Here is a 16,101-nt window from a genome sequence, read left to right as displayed (position 1 = left end):
GGGACGAGCGCGGTTGTCAAGGTTGATGCGAAGCAAAAGTATATAACGTATACTTTCTTATCAACAGAAATTGACCAGGGTGGGTGGACAGCATGGAAGACCAAGATTTTTTGTTATTTATAAAAAAAGTAAAAGACCACACGTCGATTGATCTTGCTCTTTATAAAGAAGCGCAAATGAAAAGACGTCTAACAACTCTACGAATGAAGCGTGGTTATAATACGTTTGTCGCTTTTTTTGATGCGATGATGAAGGATAAAGAGCTGTTCTATGAATTTTTGGATCGTATGACGATTAATGTCTCTGAGTTTTGGAGGAATCCGAATCGTTGGGAGCTCGTTGAGCAGAAATTTGTACCCGAGATGTTGAAGAAGAACAGACGCTTAAAAGTATGGAGTGCGGCTTGTTCAACAGGCGAAGAGCCTTATACCCTAGCGATGATTTTGGCAGAACAGGGAGCGCTGAATGAAGCTCATTTACATGCGACGGATATTGACGATGGCGCCTTGGAAAAAGCGCGTAAAGCGATCTACCTCGATCGTTCATTACGAGATGTGCCTGAAAAGTACGCGAAGAAATATTTCCGACAAGAGCAAATGATGTATCATATTACGGACGATCTGAAAAAGTCCATTAAATTTCAAAAGCAAAACCTGCTTGTTGATACATTTGATACGGGATATGATCTGATCGTTTGCCGCAATGTGATCATTTATTTTACGGAAGAAGCAAAACATGTCTTGTACCAGAAGTTTTCTAAAGCGTTGAAACCAGGTGGGTTGTTGTTCGTTGGTTCTACAGAGCAAATTTTCTCCCCAGGGCAGTATGATCTAGAACCGGCGGATACTTTCTTTTATCGCAAAAAGGGTGTATAAGATCTTCCATATATTCCAATACTAAGATGTAGCAGAAACTTATGCTTATCATGCAAGATTTCACGCTACAGAATCTTAGTAACGCTTACGATGCAAGTTATTGCTAAGGCAATAACTCTTAGGAGGCAATTATGGACAAACGCAAAGTGATTACCGCTTATCGCAGGGGAATGATCTCCATTCAGGAATGTGCGCAGATATTGGGAGTCGATTCGTCACAAATCGTGGGTCTTATGAATGATCCACAGCTCTCCGAACTCCCAAGAGTCGTCCAAAAGCAGCCTATGCACGGGTAATCTTTGCTCATGACTAGATGTAGACACGCTCTCGCTAAGGGGATTCTCCCTTAAGTGCGAAGCGTGTTTTTGCGTTTGTGCTGTTGCCAAACCCGAGTACCTATACTATAATGACAAAAGATAATCGCGCGTCAAAGCGCTAAAGTGTTTAAACGAAAGCAACAACTCAAAAGCGGATGCTTATGAAGTTCGTATTGCTAAGCAAATCTTTATAGTTAATACTTACGAAGTTAGTATGATTTTGTAATACTCAAAAGTGTATGCTTACGAAGCTAGTGACGCTTCGCAAAACTCATAGGGGGTAACAGATTGTGAGATATTTAACAGCAGGTGAAACGCACGGCCCGCAGCTCACTGCGATTATTGAAGGGTTTCCAAGTAATGTAACTCTAAACTTTGAAGATTTGAACTTCCAATTACATAGACGTCAAAAAGGCTACGGCCGCGGTCGTCGGATGCAGATTGAGAAAGATACAGCAACCATTGCAGGCGGTGTACGCCATGGCAAAACCACAGGAGCTCCAATCGCGCTTGTAGTTGTTAATAACGACTGGAAGCATTGGACAACGGTAATGGGGATTGAGCCGGTAGAAGAAGATAATGAAGGCAAGCGTCGTGTAAACCGTCCTCGTCCGGGACATGCAGATTTAAACGGCGGTCTCAAATATAATCAAAAAGATTTACGCAACATTTTAGAGCGTTCAAGTGCGCGTGAAACGACGATGCGTGTAGCTACAGGAGCAGTAGCGCGCCAATTGTTGGCTGAGTTCGGGATTAAAGTAGCAGGACAAGTCATTCGTATCGGTGATGTAGAAGCAAAGCGTCAAGAACTTCCGCTGGATGAGCTTATTCGAATCACGGAAGAATCTCCAGTACGAGTCGTTGATAAAGAAGCAGAAGCCCAAATGATAGCAGCGATCGATGCAGCCAAGGAAGATGGCGATACACTAGGTGGGATCGTTGAAGTTATCATTGAAGGTGTTCCTGTGGGGCTTGGCAGCCATGTCCAATGGGATCGTAAGCTGGATGGTAAAATTGCGCAAGCAGTTCTCTCCATTCAAGCCTTCAAAGGTGTTGAGTTCGGAATCGGCTTCGAGGCTGCAGAGCGTAGAGGCTCCAATGTACATGACGAAATTTTATACACCAAAGAAGATGGCTTTAGCCGCAGAACGAATCGCGCAGGCGGATTCGAGGGTGGTATGACGACAGGCGAGCAAATCGTCGTACGCGGTGTGATGAAACCCATCTCAACACTCTACAAACCGCTGCAAAGCGTTGATATTGATACGAAGGAAGTATTCACGGCACAAGTTGAGCGTTCTGACACTTGCGCGGTTCCGGCTGCAGGCGTAATTATGGAAAATGTAATTGCTTGGGAAGTAGCGAATGCTTTCTTGGATAAATTCGGCGGCGACTCGATCGAGGAAATTCGTGCGAACTTAACCAACTTCTTAGCCCAAGTGGAGAGCTACTAATATGAGAGAGCTCACCGTAGATCTTGGAGAACGGTCTTATCCTATTTATATCGGCCAAGGCATTCTTAACGATATCACGGCTCTGTTTGACCGGGCGAAGCTTAGCCGCAAGTCGCCACTACTCGTCGTCACCGATGAAGCGGTGGCTGCGCTGCACCTGGAGCGCGTCTTGACGATGCTCCGTGAGGGCGGCTTCGCCGCCACGGCCTGCGTCGTGCCCGCTGGCGAAACGTCCAAATCCCTCGCGCAGCTCGAGGGAATTGTTACCGCCGCCCTCCAGGCGGGCCTCGATCGCAGTTCTGCGATCGTCGCCCTTGGAGGAGGCGTGGTCGGCGATCTCGCCGGCTTCGCTGCGGCGAGCTTCATGCGCGGGATCCGCTTCGTGCAGATCCCGACAACGATCCTTGCCCACGACAGTTCTGTCGGCGGCAAGGTCGCGGTCAACCATCCGATGGCGAAGAACATTATCGGGGCGTTCCACCAGCCCGAGCTCGTTCTCTTCGACATCGACTTGCTTCTAACATTGCCGCCCCGCCAGGTGAAGGCGGGCCTCTCGGAAGTGATCAAGCATGGCTTGATCTGGGATGCTGTTTTCACAAAGTGGTGCGACGACAATGCGGAGAAGCTGCTTGCCTTAGATCCGGAAGCGCTTATTTACGCGCTTTACATAGGTTGTAAAGTCAAGTCTATCGTTGTATCCCAAGATGAGCGCGAGAATGATTTACGTGCCATATTGAATCTCGGCCATACGATTGGTCACGCTTTGGAAGCAGTCGCGGGTTATGGCGAACTGCTGCATGGTGAAGCAATTGCAATCGGCATGGTGGGTGCTGCTAAGTTAGCTCAGCAGTTCGGTTATGCCGAGGATATCCATACAGTGACGAAGGGTCTCTTCGAGAAATATGGATTACCTGTCAGCATTCCGTCTCATTTGGACACGGATAGCATCATGAGCGCCATGATGCACGATAAGAAATTTAAAGAAGGCACAATGGTCTACATCATCCCGACGGAAATCGGCAAAGTAGAAATCCGTAAGGATGTTACGGTAGAGCAAGTCAGACAAATTGTTGAGCTTTTAAAAGGGGAGAGTTAGCCGATGTTCTTAAGGGGAATTCGTGGAGCGACGACGGTTGAACACAATGAGGCTCAGGAGATTTTAACCGCTACCGGTGAACTGCTTGCAGCAATTGTAGACGCCAATGATTTTCGTCCTGAAGATATTTGTTCAGTTTTCATTACAGTAACAGAGGATATTACAGCTACATTCCCGGCTCGGGCGATCCGTACGATGATCGGTTGGGAACTAGTCCCGCTAATGTGTTCACTGGAAGTTCCAGTTGAGAACTCATTGTCTAAGTGTATCCGATTAATGGTGCAAGTCAACACAACCAAAAGCCAAGCTGAGATCAACCATATTTATTTGAAGGAAGCTAAAGCGCTGCGGCCTGATATTGTTAAATTGACAAATGAAGCAACACGGTAGTATAGTGTGATTAGATGAGTTTAGGTAAGTAGAGAAGCATTTAGTCGAGTAGAGCTTAGCCCAGTTGAGATGAGAAAAGGTAACATAGGTTTGTGTGAAGATAAGAGCGACTCTATTCGAGGGCGTCTGTTTATTCATACGTAGCCATGGCTTCTTTTTTCATATTCTATTGAACTTCTACTTTCACTAAAGTCAACCTCTACTTCGGTAGAGGTTTTTTTGTTATTCGAATAGAGTTTTGTGCACCACTGAGATCGACGAGTCGCACAAGCTGAGAGGGGATGTTTCCATGTATACACCTGAAATTCAAGAAGTTATTCGTTTGGCTAAAGATTATAATCTCATTCCTGTTGTGCGCCATTTATTAGCAGATACTGAAACCCCGATACGAGTATTTCAGCATCTTTACCAAGAACCGCGTGCGTTCCTCTTAGAAAGTGTTGAGGGCGGCGTGAAATGGGCCCGATATTCCTTTATCGGCAGCGATCCCTTCTTGATGATTAAAGCGAAGCATGGGAAAACCATGGTTGAAATACAATCTGAGAATAAGGTTTTGGACGAGAAGCCAATCGATGTGTTGAAAGCCTATCTGAGATCCTACTCCAGTCCTCAGCTTGCGGACTTGCCGCGTTTTACAGGCGGTGCTGTCGGATTCTTCGGATACGATCTGCTTCAGTACTATGAGAATCTCCCAGCTCATCAAATTGATGATTTACAAATGAATGACATTCAATTCATGTTCTGCGATCAAGTCATTGTTTTCGATCATTTCAAACAGCAGATCAAAGTGATTGCCAATGTTCACGTAAAACCTTTTGCAACGGATGCTGACATTGTAAAAGCGTATCATGCGACTTGTGAGAAAATTGATGCCACTATCGAGAAGATCAAGCGCCCGCTTGGCTCCGAGACGATGACGCACAACCCGATAGTATCGGAACCGGATCTCGGTGATATTCGATCCAACATCACAAAAGAAAAGTATATTGCCAATGTGAATAAAGCAAAGGAATACATTCGAGCCGGTGATATTTTCCAAGTCGTGTTGTCGCAGCGTTTTGAAATGGAAACGACCGTTTCGCCTTTGCAAGTGTACCGTGTATTGCGTACGATGAATCCTTCTCCCTACATGTATGTACTCAAAATGGATGATGAAGTCGTCGTTGGCACATCGCCGGAGCTGTTGGTTCGCGTTGAAGAAGAGAAGGTAGAGACGCGCCCCATTGCTGGTACAAGACCGAGAGGAAAGACACCAGAAGAAGATCTTGCTCTGGAAAAGGAATTGCTCGCAGATGAGAAAGAACGCGCTGAGCACTTGATGCTGGTTGACTTAGGTCGCAATGACATCGGGCGTGTATCGGAATTCGGAACTGTGAAGTGTGATACGTTCATGGACATTGAACGGTATTCACATGTCATGCATATCGTTTCAAATGTTTCTGGTAAAATTGCAAAAGACAAAGATTTCTTCGATGCTTTTCTTTCCTGTATGCCTGCAGGGACGGTGTCTGGAGCGCCAAAGCTGAGAGCTATGGAGATTATTGCTGAGCTGGAACCAGAATCTCGCGGTGCTTATGCCGGAGCGATTGGTTACCTAGGTTTTTCGGGGAATTTGGACACTTGTATTACGATCCGTACGATTATTTTCAAAAATGGCAAAGCCTATGTGCAAGCCGGAGCCGGTATTGTATGGGATTCTGTTCCTGAAAGTGAATACCAGGAGACGGTTAATAAAGCGACAGCTTTGCTTAAATCAATTCGGATGGCAGAGGCCATGTTCAGCCCTGAGCCAAGACCTGTTAGCGATATTAACAAAGATTACTTTGTTAACTCTTAAGGGAGAGAAGGAAAGGAGACTCTAGTCATGAGTAGACTTATTCATATACAGCAAGCGCTCGGGAAAGTCATTAGCGGTAGTCATTTGTCGCGTGAGGAAGCGCGCGGCGTCATGTCTGAAATCATGGACGGTGCAGCAACTTCGGCTCAAATCGGCAGCCTGCTTACAGCACTCCGGATCAAAGGAGAGACGCTGGAGGAGATTACGGGCTTCGCAGAAGCGATGCGGAGCAAAGCTGTTCAGGTTAACGTACTGCAGAATGATCTACTGGATACATGCGGAACTGGCGGAGATGGGGCAGAGACGTTCAATATCTCCACAACAGCAGCGATCGTCGCATCCGCTGGCGGGATTCGCGTAGCGAAACATGGCAATCGGGCGATGTCGAGCAAAAGCGGAAGCGCAGATGTTCTTGAAGCTCTTGGCGTAAAGATTACGTTAAGCGGTGAACAAGCGGCTAAATGCTTAGATAAAACAGGCATTTGCTTTATGTTTGCTCAGGCGTACCATCAATCCATGAAGCATGTGGCGGCACCTCGGCGTGAGTTGGGCTTCAGAACGGTATTCAACTTGCTGGGACCATTAACCAATCCTGCAGGCGCTGACCGTCAAGTGCTTGGTGTGTTCGACAGTACGAAGACAGAGCTGATTGCGCAAGCGCTGCAAGCTCTTGGACTGAAACGAGCATTGGTCATTGCAAGCGAGGATGGTTTAGATGAATTCAGCATTTCAGCACCTACGAAAGTAACGGAACTGAAAGCTGACACCATTAGTACTTATATCATTACTCCGGATGATCTTGGTTTACGCGCACATAGCATCAAAGATGTAGCGGGTGGAGATGCGATACTAAATGCTGAAATCATTCGTCATATTTTTGCTGGTGAGAAGGGCCCTTATCGCGATATCGTACTTGCAAACGCAGCAGCCTGCTTCTATGTGACTGGGCAAGTCGGAACCCTTCAACAGGGTGTGAAATTAGCCGCTGATGTCATTGATTCAGGTCGTGCGGAACAAAAATTGAACGATTTAATCCAATATACAGGAGAACTATGCCATGTTTCTTGATAAAATTGTTGCCACTAAGCGGGCTGAGGTTGAAGCGATGAGCAGCTTTTCGATCACGGATGCTGAGAGGTTAATTTCGGACCTGCCTCCGTGTTTAGGCTTTGAACAAGCGTTAACTACACGGAAAAACCGTGCGATGGGTCTAATTGCCGAGGTGAAGAAGGCTTCCCCGTCCAAAGGACTGATTCGTGATGATTTTGAACCGGTTCTATTAGCGCAAGCCTATGAAAGGGCTGGGGCAGATTGTATCTCCGTCCTGACGGATGTGGACTACTTCCAAGGCAGTAACGAGTACTTGAAAGCTGTTCGTAAGGCAGTGAATGTACCATTGCTTCGTAAGGATTTCACCATTGATCCGAAGCAAATTTATGAAGCACGGTTGATAGGCGCAGATGCAATCTTACTGATTGCTGCCATTTTAACGACAGATCAAATGAAGCAGTATCTGAGGCTTGCTAGTGATCTAGGTCTAGATGCACTCGTTGAGGTCCATGATCGTGAAGAGCTGGAACGTGCGCTGGAATTGGATACGCAATTGATTGGCGTCAACAATCGGAATTTGAAAACATTTGTTACCGACTTAGGTACAACTGAGGAACTGATTCAATTCATTCCCGAAGGGAAAACCATTGTCAGTGAAAGTGGCATTTCTACCGTTAAAGATATGGCTTATTTACAGCAAGTTGGTGCTCAAGCCGTTTTAATCGGCGAGCATTTCATGCGACAACCTATTGTTGAGCAGGCCGTTCATGATCTTATGGGGACGAGGGTTCAAAGGGCGAAGTAGTTGAAGAAGAAAGAGGCGAATTTGATGGCTGTGGGGACGGTTCCAACGGTAAAAATTTGTGGACTTCAAAGCGTTGAAGTGTTAAAATCAATCGTGCATTTGCCGATAGCACATATCGGTTTTGTTTTTGCACCGAGTAAGCGGCAAGTTACGGCAGAGAAGGCTGGAGAACTGATTTCTTTTTTGAAATCAGAAGAGGCTAAAGGGGTAGCTATCCCATTAACTGTAGGGGTATTCGTTAATCCGAGCAAGGAGCAGTTAACCAACATTCTAGCGGTGGCACCTCTTGATGTCGTACAGTTACATAGTCAGGAAACACCTGATTTTTGCCGATGGGTTCGTGAACATTTTCAGGTGAAAGTGTTCAAGTCCGTTTCGATTTCCAAGACAGAAAATAAAATCCCCAATTTGGAGGATGTAGCCGCGCAGCTTGATCCTTATATAGGGACTGTCGATGCTGTTTTGCTGGATACATTCGACCCTGTTTATGGTGGAGGATCAGGCAAAACTTTTGCTTGGGACTGCATTCCTGTTTATCAGGAGTGGGCGCGCTCAGCAGGAGTGGCGCTGCTAGTAGCAGGCGGGCTTCAACCTGATAATGTTGATCAACTAGTAACAGCCTATTACCCCGATGGCGTAGATGTTTCCAGCGGCGTTGAGACCGATGGCGTAAAAGATATAGCCAAAATTACAGCATTTGTGGAAAGGGTGACTCGAAAGTGACGCAAGTACCTGATCAGCATGGCAGATTCGGCAAGTTCGGCGGCCGTTATGTACCTGAGACGTTGATGAACGCTCTGATTGAGCTTGAAGAAGCATATGAACAATATAAAGATGATCCTGAATTTATTGCCGAGGTGCGCTACCTTCAAAAGCAATATTCAGGCCGGCCAACACCGCTTTACTATGCAGAGCGACTTTCTGAGCTTTTGGGCGGAGCCAAAATTTATTTGAAGCGTGAGGATTTGAACCATACAGGTGCTCACAAAATTAATAACACCATTGGGCAAGCGGTTCTCGCTAAACGAATGGGGAAGAAGAAGATTATTGCGGAAACTGGCGCTGGGCAGCATGGTGTTGCATCAGCAACTGTAGCTGCTTTAATGGGATTTGAGTGTAAAGTATTCATGGGTGAGGAAGACACGAAGCGTCAACAGTTAAATGTATTCCGCATGAAATTGCTCGGATCCGATGTCATTCCTGTTACGTCTGGTACACGTACGTTGAAAGATGCTTGTAATGAAACGCTACGTTACTGGGTTAGCAATGTTCAGGATACTTATTATATCCTAGGGTCCGTTACAGGACCGCATCCTTACCCTATGATGGTGCGTGATTTCCAACGTGTCATTGGCGATGAGTCACGCGAGCAAATCCTTGAAACCGAAGGCAGATTGCCGGATGCTGTAATTGCTTGTGTAGGCGGAGGCAGTAACGCGATGGGTATTTTCTACCCGTTCGTCCAAGATGAATCCGTGAAACTCATTGGCGTGGAAGCGGCTGGCCGCGGTATTCACACCGAGGAACATGCAGCTACAATGACCAAGGGAACTCCTGGCGTTTTCCAAGGCTCACTTAGCTATTTGCTGCAGGATGAGTATGGTCAAGTACTGCCGGCTCACTCAATTTCAGCAGGCTTAGATTACCCTGGGATTGGACCGGAGCATTCCTACCTCAAAGATATTGAGCGAGCAACGTATTTTCCGATTACGGATCAGGAAGCACTAGATGCACTTCAACTGCTTAGCCGTACAGAAGGAATAATTCCAGCCTTAGAGAGTGCACATGCCATTGCTCAAACGGTTAAAATAGCTCCTACCATGTCCAAGGATGAAATTATTATCGTAAATCTATCTGGACGTGGCGATAAAGATGTTGAATCCATTATGAGTTATCTCGGCATGGGGAGGGAATAAGCGATGAACCGTATTGATAGTCGATTTGCCGAGCTCAAAGAGCGCGGGGAAACAGCGATGATTCCTTTCTTGACCATCGGAGATCCTTCCCTTGAAGCATCTCTTGAGCTTATTCTGGAAATGGAGCGCGCAGGTGCCGACTTGATCGAGCTAGGTGTTCCTTATTCCGATCCGTTAGCTGACGGTCCTGTGATTCAACGTTCCTCTGAACGTGCTTTACAGCGCAAAATTTCAATCTTTGATGTCATGGATGTCGCTCGTCAGGCGAGAAGCAGAGGTTCTAAGCTGCCTTTCATTCTTTTTACGTATTATAATCCAGTTTTACAAATTGGACTGGATCGCATTTTCAAAGCGATGCAGGACAATGAAATCAGCGGTATTATTATTCCTGATCTTCCGTTGGAAGAAGACAGTGAGACAAGAGCGATTGCTGAAGCTAATGGGATTCATCTAATCCCGTTGGTTGCGCCAACATCCAATGAGCGCGTGAAGCGAATTGCTGCTGGAGCTCGCGGATTCGTCTATTGTGTATCATCATTAGGAGTAACAGGTGAGCGCGCCGAATTCTTCGGAGGCATTGAGGAATTCCTTGCAACGGTACGGGAAGCTGCTAGTGTTCCGATTGTCGTCGGCTTCGGTATTTCGAATCGCGAGCAAGTTAAGCGCTTTGAGAAGCTCTGTGATGGAGTCGTAGTAGGAAGTGCCATTGTACGAACGATTGAGAACGTACTGCCTCATCTAGAAGCCAATGCTGCACATCCGGAAGGACTCTTGCAAATTCGTAACTTTGTGGGACAATTAAAACGTTCGGACATATAATTGACGAGGTGACTATCATGAAACCGAAACAAACGATTGTACATTTACCTGTCTATCAACCAGGTAAACCTATTGAAGAAGTGAAACGTGAGCTAGGTTTGACAGAAGTAATAAAGTTGGCGTCAAACGAAAACCCTTTCGGCTCCTCGCCTAAAGTAAAAGCAGCAATTGAAGCGGAAATATCCAACATCAGCTTGTATCCTGATGGGGGAGCTGTGCAATTGACAGAAGCAGTTGCTGAATCACTTGGAGTGGCAACGAATCAGCTTATTTTTGGCGCAGGCTCTGATGAAGTCATTCTGATGCTCGCGCGGGCTTTCCTTGTGCAAGGTGACGAATCCGTTATGGCTACTCATACGTTTCCCCAGTACAAACATAACTGTGAGATCGAAGGCGCAGTGTCCATTGAAGTTCCTTTGAAAGAAGGAACACACGATTTGGATGGCATGCTTGCAGCGATTACGGAACGTACGAAGATCGTTTGGATTTGTAACCCGAACAATCCGACAGGAACGATGAATACCGATGCGGAGATTAAGGCGTTTTTGGCCAAAGTTCCAGATCATGTTTTAGTCGTTCTTGATGAAGCTTACTGCGAGTACAACACGACGGGGGAATTCCCGGATAGCATAGAACTAATTGGTCAATACCGCAATGTCATTGCGTTGCGTACTTTTTCAAAAATTTATGGGTTGGCTTCCCTGCGAATTGGTTACGGGATCGGACATCCTGATGTTATTCGATCGATTAATCAAGTGCGGGAACCTTTTAACACGACCAGATTTGCTCAAGCCGCAGCGCTTGCCGCAATTAAAGATCAAGATTTTATCCAAAGCTGTCGAGAAGCGAACACGGCTGGCTTACACTACTTAACAAAGCAGTTTGACAAGATGGGTCTGCAGGCATTTCCGGCACATGGTAACTTCATCATGGTGAATGTCGGACGGCCAGCAGCGGATGTATTTAATGGTTTGCTGCGCCGAGGTATCATCATTCGTGGAGGTCATATGTTGGGCTTCCCAACGTCGCTTCGGGTTACAATTGGCTCACGTGAACAAAATGAGAAATTCATCGCCGCTCTAACACAAGTGCTTGCTGAGGTTGCTGTTCAGGCCTAATTTAAATCATAAAGGTTGATTTCATGACGAAAATTGCGATATTCGGTGTAGGGCTGATCGGTGGATCACTTGCCTTATGCTATAAAGGAAAACCTGGTTTTACAGTCGTTGGCCACTCACCGAATCCGAAGTCAGTTGAAAAGCTACTAAAACGGAATGTTGTTGATTTGGCTACAACTAGCATGGCTGAAGCGGTAGAAGGAGCGGACTATATTTTTCTATGTGTGCCAGTTGGTATGTTAGAGGAATATGTGCAGCAGCTCATGCAGCTCCCTCTGAAAGATGGTTGCATCATCACAGATGTTGGTAGTACCAAAGCTTCAATCACGGAGAGCGCAGCATCCTTTGTCAAGGAAAACGTCTATTTTATCGGCGGTCATCCAATGGCAGGCTCTGAACGTCATGGGGTGGAGGCAGCTTCCTCGCACCTTTTCGAAAATGCGTTCTATGTCCTGACACCGGCAGAGGGTACACCACAAGCTGAGGTTGATCGTCTAACGGAGCTGCTCAGGAAGACGAAGGCTCAAATTGTCCAAGTAGGCGCACGTGAACACGATGACATCGTAGGAGCGATCAGCCATTTACCGCATATTATCGCGGTTGCATTGGTTAACCAAGTAAGAGGCTATAACGAAACAAATCCGTTGTATCAAAATCTGGCCGCTGGCGGCTTCAGGGATATCACACGTATTGCATCCAGTGAACCGATGATTTGGCGCGATATTCTTGTTAACAATAAAGATGTGCTGCTTAAACTGCTCACGGATTGGAATCTAGAAATGTCGCGCTTTATTAAGTTGCTGGAACAAAGTGACGGCGAAGGGATCGCTGAACAATTCCGTGTTGCAGGTGAGTTTCGCAGTCAATTGCCTGAACGCAGAAAAGGTATGATTACGTCCTTATTCGATATTTATGTTGATATTCCCGATCACCCTGGTATTATTGGCCAAATTACAACCTTACTTGGTAACGCTAGAATTAATTTAAGCAACATTCAAATTATTGAAAGCCGTGAAGATGTTCCTGGTATACTGCGTCTTTCCTTTCGAAATCAGGAAGATGCCGATCGGGCATCTGAGCTGCTCAGTGGGCCATACGCAGTGCATGTTTAATGCTCATAATTGTAGATAAATAAGCTGCTTTCTTTCCTTTTTTGGACAATTCGAAAAGAGGGAAGGGATCAGCTTATTTTATTTTTGTTAACAGATTCTCAAAGAAAAAGCTTCGTGATATAATGATATCTATTCATATATATATTACATATTTTATTGTGGGGCGAACGTGATGAAGATCCAATTGTTATGGAAAAGTATGCTTATTTTGTTAATCGCTTTCATGAATTTTTTGCCATCCTTAGTGCGAGCAAATGATGTTGTTTATTCAAATGAAGTTGTTGTACTTGTGTATCACCATATCGATGATCAGGTACAGGGCTCCGTGACGATTTCGACTAAACTGTTCGAAAAGCAGTTGGAAGCTATGCAGCGGAAAGGTTATCATTTCATTAGCATGGATGAGTTTAAAAGCTTCAAGTCAGAAGGGACGGCAATTCCTGACAATGCGGTGCTTGTTACGTTTGATGATGGCTACAAAAGCTTCTACACCAATGCTTTTCCGATACTCAAAAAAATGCGAATACCTGCTGTGAACTTCGTTATTACCAAAGATTTGGACAACCCGGGAGGAACACCTTTGCCTTCCTTGTCTAGAGAAGAGATTAAGAAAATGCGAAAAGAGTTTGCTGGCATTGATTTTCAATGTCATTCGGATGCGCTGCATGCGATGAGCAATGGCAAGCCGCTGTTAACCAACAAAATAACACAAAACGGTATAACAGAAACAGACGACGAACTCAAACAAAGAGTTCTGAACGATACCCGTACAGGCCTTTCTAAACTCATTGAAGTGAATGGCTCAAAGTCCGTCGATTCCTATGCGTACCCTTTCGGAAGCTATGATGATGTTACGATTTCATATCTTCAGGAAGCTGGAGTTAAGTTTGCCTTTACAACTAAACCAGGTATAACTATGAAGGATACGGATCCTATGCAAATCCCACGAATCAATGCAGGCAGTCCATTCATTCGACCACATTCCATAAATAATTTGATTAAGCAAGCCATGAGGCATCAAATACAACCCCTTCAATCCTAAAAAAATGAGTTAGTAAACGTTTTCAAAATAAGTATTGACAGAATGAAACCGTATACATATAATAAAAGTACAGTATGGTTTCTCTCCACTCCTATCCGATAATCGCACCATAAGTGCAACCGCCGATTCGGCGGTTTTTTTTTGTGCTTATGTACCATATTTTTCTGATTTTATTATATAATGGGAAGGACAGTCTGTTGTTTGCATCAGACACGCTGCAAATTGAACTTTATCCAACAATTTGTCGAATCTAGCAGGAATTTCGTGATGAATCAAGAAGGTTTTATAGGCTCGGATTTTATTCATACATAAATTCATAATTTTTTTACAAATAACCGCAACTTTTCACTCCTGCCGCAGTACAACATGTATGAGCAGTTGGAGTGGTACCCGGGATCGTTAGGAGGGCCGCCACGTAATGACCGATTCCCAATTGATCAGAGAAATCAAGGATGGAAATGTTCAACTTTACAATGAACTTATGCGTCGTTACGAGCGTAAAATCCTTGCATTTATATTTCATATGTTAAAGAATACGCAGATGGAAGCCATCGCTGAAGATCTGTGTAACGAAACTTTTTATAAAGCGTATCGCAGTTTGCATTCTTTCCGTGAAATCGAGGCATCCTTTTCAACTTGGTTATACACCATTGCCCGGAATACGGTTCTGAGTGAGCTGCGCAAAAATAAAAGCGTTCAAGTCTCGTTGGAACAAAGTGGACTTACGCCACATGCATCTTTTGATGCCATGCCAGAGCAAGCTATGCTGCGTAATGAGAAAGTGTCTATGGTTCGCGAAGCGATTAACAGTTTACCAGAGAAACAACGATCGGCTTTGATACTTAGAGAGTACGATCAGATGGATTATCAGGAAATCGCGAACATTTTAGGCCAAACGGTAAGCTCGGTGAAGTCACTCTTGTTTAGAGCAAGGGCATCCGTTAAATTACAACTGGATCCTTATTTCAGTGAACCGATATTCGAAGAATCGAAGGGATGAAAGAGCATGAAGTGTAGTGAGATCCAGGAATTATTTGGGGTATATTGGGATTTGCCGAATGATGACCTGCGTCGTGCCGCGGTAGATGAGCATATAACAACTTGTGCCGAATGTGCAGAAGAATTTCAAATATGGGAAGAAAGTACGATACTCATTCGGACTGCGGCGATTGAGAGTGAGCTGCCTGATTATGAGCCAATGGTTTCGGGCAAGGTTATGAATCGAATTTATGAAAATGAGTCATGGCGAATTCCAGTATCTGAACGTATGTATGCCATCTCTTACACACTTAGACGGAATCTTACCGCTGTTATTGCTTTTTGTTTAGCCTTATTCGTATTCAGCTTCTTATTTGCAATCGTATACGATGGAACGCCACAATCTTCAATAGCAACTGCGGATAATTCCTTGTTTGATCTTCAAGCGCCGCAAGCCCTGAAGACCAGCGGTGCTGAATCGATGAATGGCCATAAGATGGGGGACGCGGTAGCGAGTCTGAATCCTAGTTTCATGGAACCTTTGCGCTTCCACGTAGGACCTATTCACTCCTATCCGCATTACTTACTGGTCGTTTCGATACTAGGTCTAATTGCTACAATCATTATTATGAATTGGTTGTCACGAACAAAAGCATAATGCTCCTGTAGGAGCATTTTTTATTTTATAGAGATGGTGGAGGGCAAGCGAATGACAACAATCGGATTCATACGTCATGGGAGTACAGAATGGAATCGACTTGGAAAGCTGCAGGGGCAGCTTGATACAGAATTAACCGGGGAAGGCAGAGAGCAAGCTCGGTTGCTTGGACTAAGATTAGCTAAAGAATCCTGGGATGGCATCATAAGCAGTGATCTAACGAGAGCAAGAGAAACTGCGCAAATCGTTTCGGATCTGTCTGGGATCCCCTTTATAGGCACGGACAAGAGGCTAAGGGAGCGTAAATATGGGCAGGTAGAAGGAACTACCGTTGCAGAAAGAGAAGAGCGCTGGGGACCCAATTGGAAGCTTCAGGAACTAGGTCAAGAGTCAGATGAAGATCTATGGAAAAGATGGACAGAGCTAGAAGCAGAATTGATTCAGGCATATCCGAGCGGGAAAATATTATTGATTTCTCATGGAGGTTTTATCGTACAGATTCTTAGGGTTCTTCGCATGGATAGTGAAGATTTTCTGCAGAATACATCGCTGACCATTCTACTTCGTCAAAATGAGGGATGGGAGCTTCAATTGTATAACTGTTTAACTCACTTACAATCTATAACTGAATAAT

The 16,101-nt window shown here is 45.1% G+C and carries 17 protein-coding genes; all 17 read left to right on the top strand.

The window, feature by feature from the left end; translation table 11 throughout:
• Positions 1-92: 92 nt before the first annotated feature.
• The 17 genes from AC58U0_RS05895 to AC58U0_RS05815 all read left to right on the top strand — a co-directional run bounded on the left by AC58U0_RS05895 (position 93) and on the right by AC58U0_RS05815 (position 16,100).
• A complete protein-coding gene (locus AC58U0_RS05895) occupies positions 93-875 on the top strand; it encodes a CheR family methyltransferase (RefSeq protein WP_057301806.1) in 783 nt (260 codons plus the stop codon).
• Between the two features lie 131 nt (positions 876-1,006).
• Entirely contained in the window at positions 1,007-1,171 is a 165-nt protein-coding gene (locus AC58U0_RS05890) for a hypothetical protein (RefSeq protein ID WP_164826741.1), read from the top strand.
• A 311-nt stretch (positions 1,172-1,482) separates the two neighbouring features.
• Positions 1,483-2,646 (top strand): chorismate synthase, encoded by a 1,164-nt coding sequence (gene aroC / locus AC58U0_RS05885; RefSeq protein ID WP_497378065.1) that lies wholly within the window; start codon positions 1,483-1,485, stop codon positions 2,644-2,646.
• A gap of 1 nt (position 2,647) precedes the next feature.
• Positions 2,648-3,742 (top strand): 3-dehydroquinate synthase, encoded by a 1,095-nt coding sequence (gene aroB / locus AC58U0_RS05880; protein ID WP_497378064.1) that lies wholly within the window; start codon positions 2,648-2,650, stop codon positions 3,740-3,742.
• Positions 3,743-3,745: 3 nt separating this feature from the next.
• On the top strand, positions 3,746-4,132 hold the full coding sequence (gene aroH / locus AC58U0_RS05875) for a chorismate mutase (RefSeq protein ID WP_497378063.1): 387 nt from the start codon (positions 3,746-3,748) through the stop codon (positions 4,130-4,132).
• Between the two features lie 289 nt (positions 4,133-4,421).
• Positions 4,422-5,969, top strand: coding sequence for an anthranilate synthase component I (gene trpE / locus AC58U0_RS05870; RefSeq protein ID WP_497378062.1), 1,548 nt, complete (start codon positions 4,422-4,424; stop codon positions 5,967-5,969).
• A gap of 27 nt (positions 5,970-5,996) precedes the next feature.
• Entirely contained in the window at positions 5,997-7,037 is a 1,041-nt protein-coding gene (gene trpD / locus AC58U0_RS05865; protein WP_497378061.1) for an anthranilate phosphoribosyltransferase, read from the top strand.
• Positions 7,027-7,824, top strand: a complete 798-nt coding sequence (gene trpC / locus AC58U0_RS05860; protein ID WP_497378060.1) for an indole-3-glycerol phosphate synthase TrpC — start codon at positions 7,027-7,029, stop codon at positions 7,822-7,824. The genes trpD and trpC overlap by 11 nt, the downstream gene beginning before the upstream one ends.
• 24 nt (positions 7,825-7,848) lie before the next feature.
• On the top strand, positions 7,849-8,547 hold the full coding sequence (locus AC58U0_RS05855; RefSeq protein WP_497378260.1) for a phosphoribosylanthranilate isomerase: 699 nt from the start codon (positions 7,849-7,851) through the stop codon (positions 8,545-8,547).
• Positions 8,544-9,740: a tryptophan synthase subunit beta gene (gene trpB, locus AC58U0_RS05850; protein ID WP_497378059.1), complete on the top strand. Its 1,197-nt coding sequence runs from the start codon at positions 8,544-8,546 to the stop codon at positions 9,738-9,740. The genes AC58U0_RS05855 and trpB overlap by 4 nt, the downstream gene beginning before the upstream one ends.
• A 3-nt stretch (positions 9,741-9,743) precedes the next feature.
• Positions 9,744-10,559, top strand: coding sequence for a tryptophan synthase subunit alpha (trpA, locus tag AC58U0_RS05845; RefSeq protein WP_497378058.1), 816 nt, complete (start codon positions 9,744-9,746; stop codon positions 10,557-10,559).
• Between the two features lie 17 nt (positions 10,560-10,576).
• Positions 10,577-11,677: a histidinol-phosphate transaminase gene (gene hisC / locus AC58U0_RS05840; protein ID WP_497378057.1), complete on the top strand. Its 1,101-nt coding sequence runs from the start codon at positions 10,577-10,579 to the stop codon at positions 11,675-11,677.
• Positions 11,678-11,700: 23 nt separating this feature from the next.
• Positions 11,701-12,789 (top strand): prephenate dehydrogenase, encoded by a 1,089-nt coding sequence (locus tag AC58U0_RS05835; RefSeq protein ID WP_497378056.1) that lies wholly within the window; start codon positions 11,701-11,703, stop codon positions 12,787-12,789.
• A 172-nt stretch (positions 12,790-12,961) separates the two neighbouring features.
• On the top strand, positions 12,962-13,831 hold the full coding sequence (locus AC58U0_RS05830; RefSeq protein ID WP_497378055.1) for a polysaccharide deacetylase family protein: 870 nt from the start codon (positions 12,962-12,964) through the stop codon (positions 13,829-13,831).
• A 418-nt stretch (positions 13,832-14,249) separates the two neighbouring features.
• Positions 14,250-14,831, top strand: a complete 582-nt coding sequence (locus AC58U0_RS05825) for an RNA polymerase sigma factor (RefSeq protein WP_047674226.1) — start codon at positions 14,250-14,252, stop codon at positions 14,829-14,831.
• A 6-nt stretch (positions 14,832-14,837) separates the two neighbouring features.
• Positions 14,838-15,467 (top strand): anti-sigma factor family protein, encoded by a 630-nt coding sequence (locus tag AC58U0_RS05820; RefSeq protein WP_057301792.1) that lies wholly within the window; start codon positions 14,838-14,840, stop codon positions 15,465-15,467.
• 51 nt (positions 15,468-15,518) lie between these two features.
• Positions 15,519-16,100 (top strand): histidine phosphatase family protein, encoded by a 582-nt coding sequence (locus AC58U0_RS05815; protein ID WP_497378054.1) that lies wholly within the window; start codon positions 15,519-15,521, stop codon positions 16,098-16,100.
• The last annotated feature ends 1 nt before the right edge of the window (position 16,101 follow it).

The sequence above is a fragment of the Paenibacillus sp. J31P190 genome, from assembly GCF_059692075.1.
The sequence above is the reverse complement of the archived record's forward strand: the minus strand, read 5'-3'. Positions and strand labels throughout refer to the sequence as shown.

Excerpts from the sequence above, each read along its gene's own strand:
- AC58U0_RS05835 (WP_497378056.1), top strand. The coding sequence starts at position 11,701 with ATGACGAAAATTGCGATATTCGGTGTAGGGCTGATCGGTGGATCACTT.
- trpD (WP_497378061.1), top strand. The coding sequence starts at position 5,997 with ATGAGTAGACTTATTCATATACAGCAAGCGCTCGGGAAAGTCATTAGC.
- AC58U0_RS05830 (WP_497378055.1), top strand. The coding sequence starts at position 12,962 with ATGAAGATCCAATTGTTATGGAAAAGTATGCTTATTTTGTTAATCGCT.
- aroH (WP_497378063.1), top strand. The coding sequence starts at position 3,746 with ATGTTCTTAAGGGGAATTCGTGGAGCGACGACGGTTGAACACAATGAG.
- AC58U0_RS05825 (WP_047674226.1), top strand. The coding sequence starts at position 14,250 with ATGACCGATTCCCAATTGATCAGAGAAATCAAGGATGGAAATGTTCAA.
- aroB (WP_497378064.1), top strand. The coding sequence starts at position 2,648 with ATGAGAGAGCTCACCGTAGATCTTGGAGAACGGTCTTATCCTATTTAT.
- trpC (WP_497378060.1), top strand. The coding sequence starts at position 7,027 with ATGTTTCTTGATAAAATTGTTGCCACTAAGCGGGCTGAGGTTGAAGCG.
- trpE (WP_497378062.1), top strand. The coding sequence starts at position 4,422 with ATGTATACACCTGAAATTCAAGAAGTTATTCGTTTGGCTAAAGATTAT.
- AC58U0_RS05820 (WP_057301792.1), top strand. The coding sequence starts at position 14,838 with ATGAAGTGTAGTGAGATCCAGGAATTATTTGGGGTATATTGGGATTTG.
- AC58U0_RS05815 (WP_497378054.1), top strand. The coding sequence starts at position 15,519 with ATGACAACAATCGGATTCATACGTCATGGGAGTACAGAATGGAATCGA.
- AC58U0_RS05855 (WP_497378260.1), top strand. The coding sequence starts at position 7,849 with ATGGCTGTGGGGACGGTTCCAACGGTAAAAATTTGTGGACTTCAAAGC.
- AC58U0_RS05895 (WP_057301806.1), top strand. The coding sequence starts at position 93 with ATGGAAGACCAAGATTTTTTGTTATTTATAAAAAAAGTAAAAGACCAC.
- hisC (WP_497378057.1), top strand. The coding sequence starts at position 10,577 with ATGAAACCGAAACAAACGATTGTACATTTACCTGTCTATCAACCAGGT.
- AC58U0_RS05890 (WP_164826741.1), top strand. The coding sequence starts at position 1,007 with ATGGACAAACGCAAAGTGATTACCGCTTATCGCAGGGGAATGATCTCC.
- trpA (WP_497378058.1), top strand. The coding sequence starts at position 9,744 with ATGAACCGTATTGATAGTCGATTTGCCGAGCTCAAAGAGCGCGGGGAA.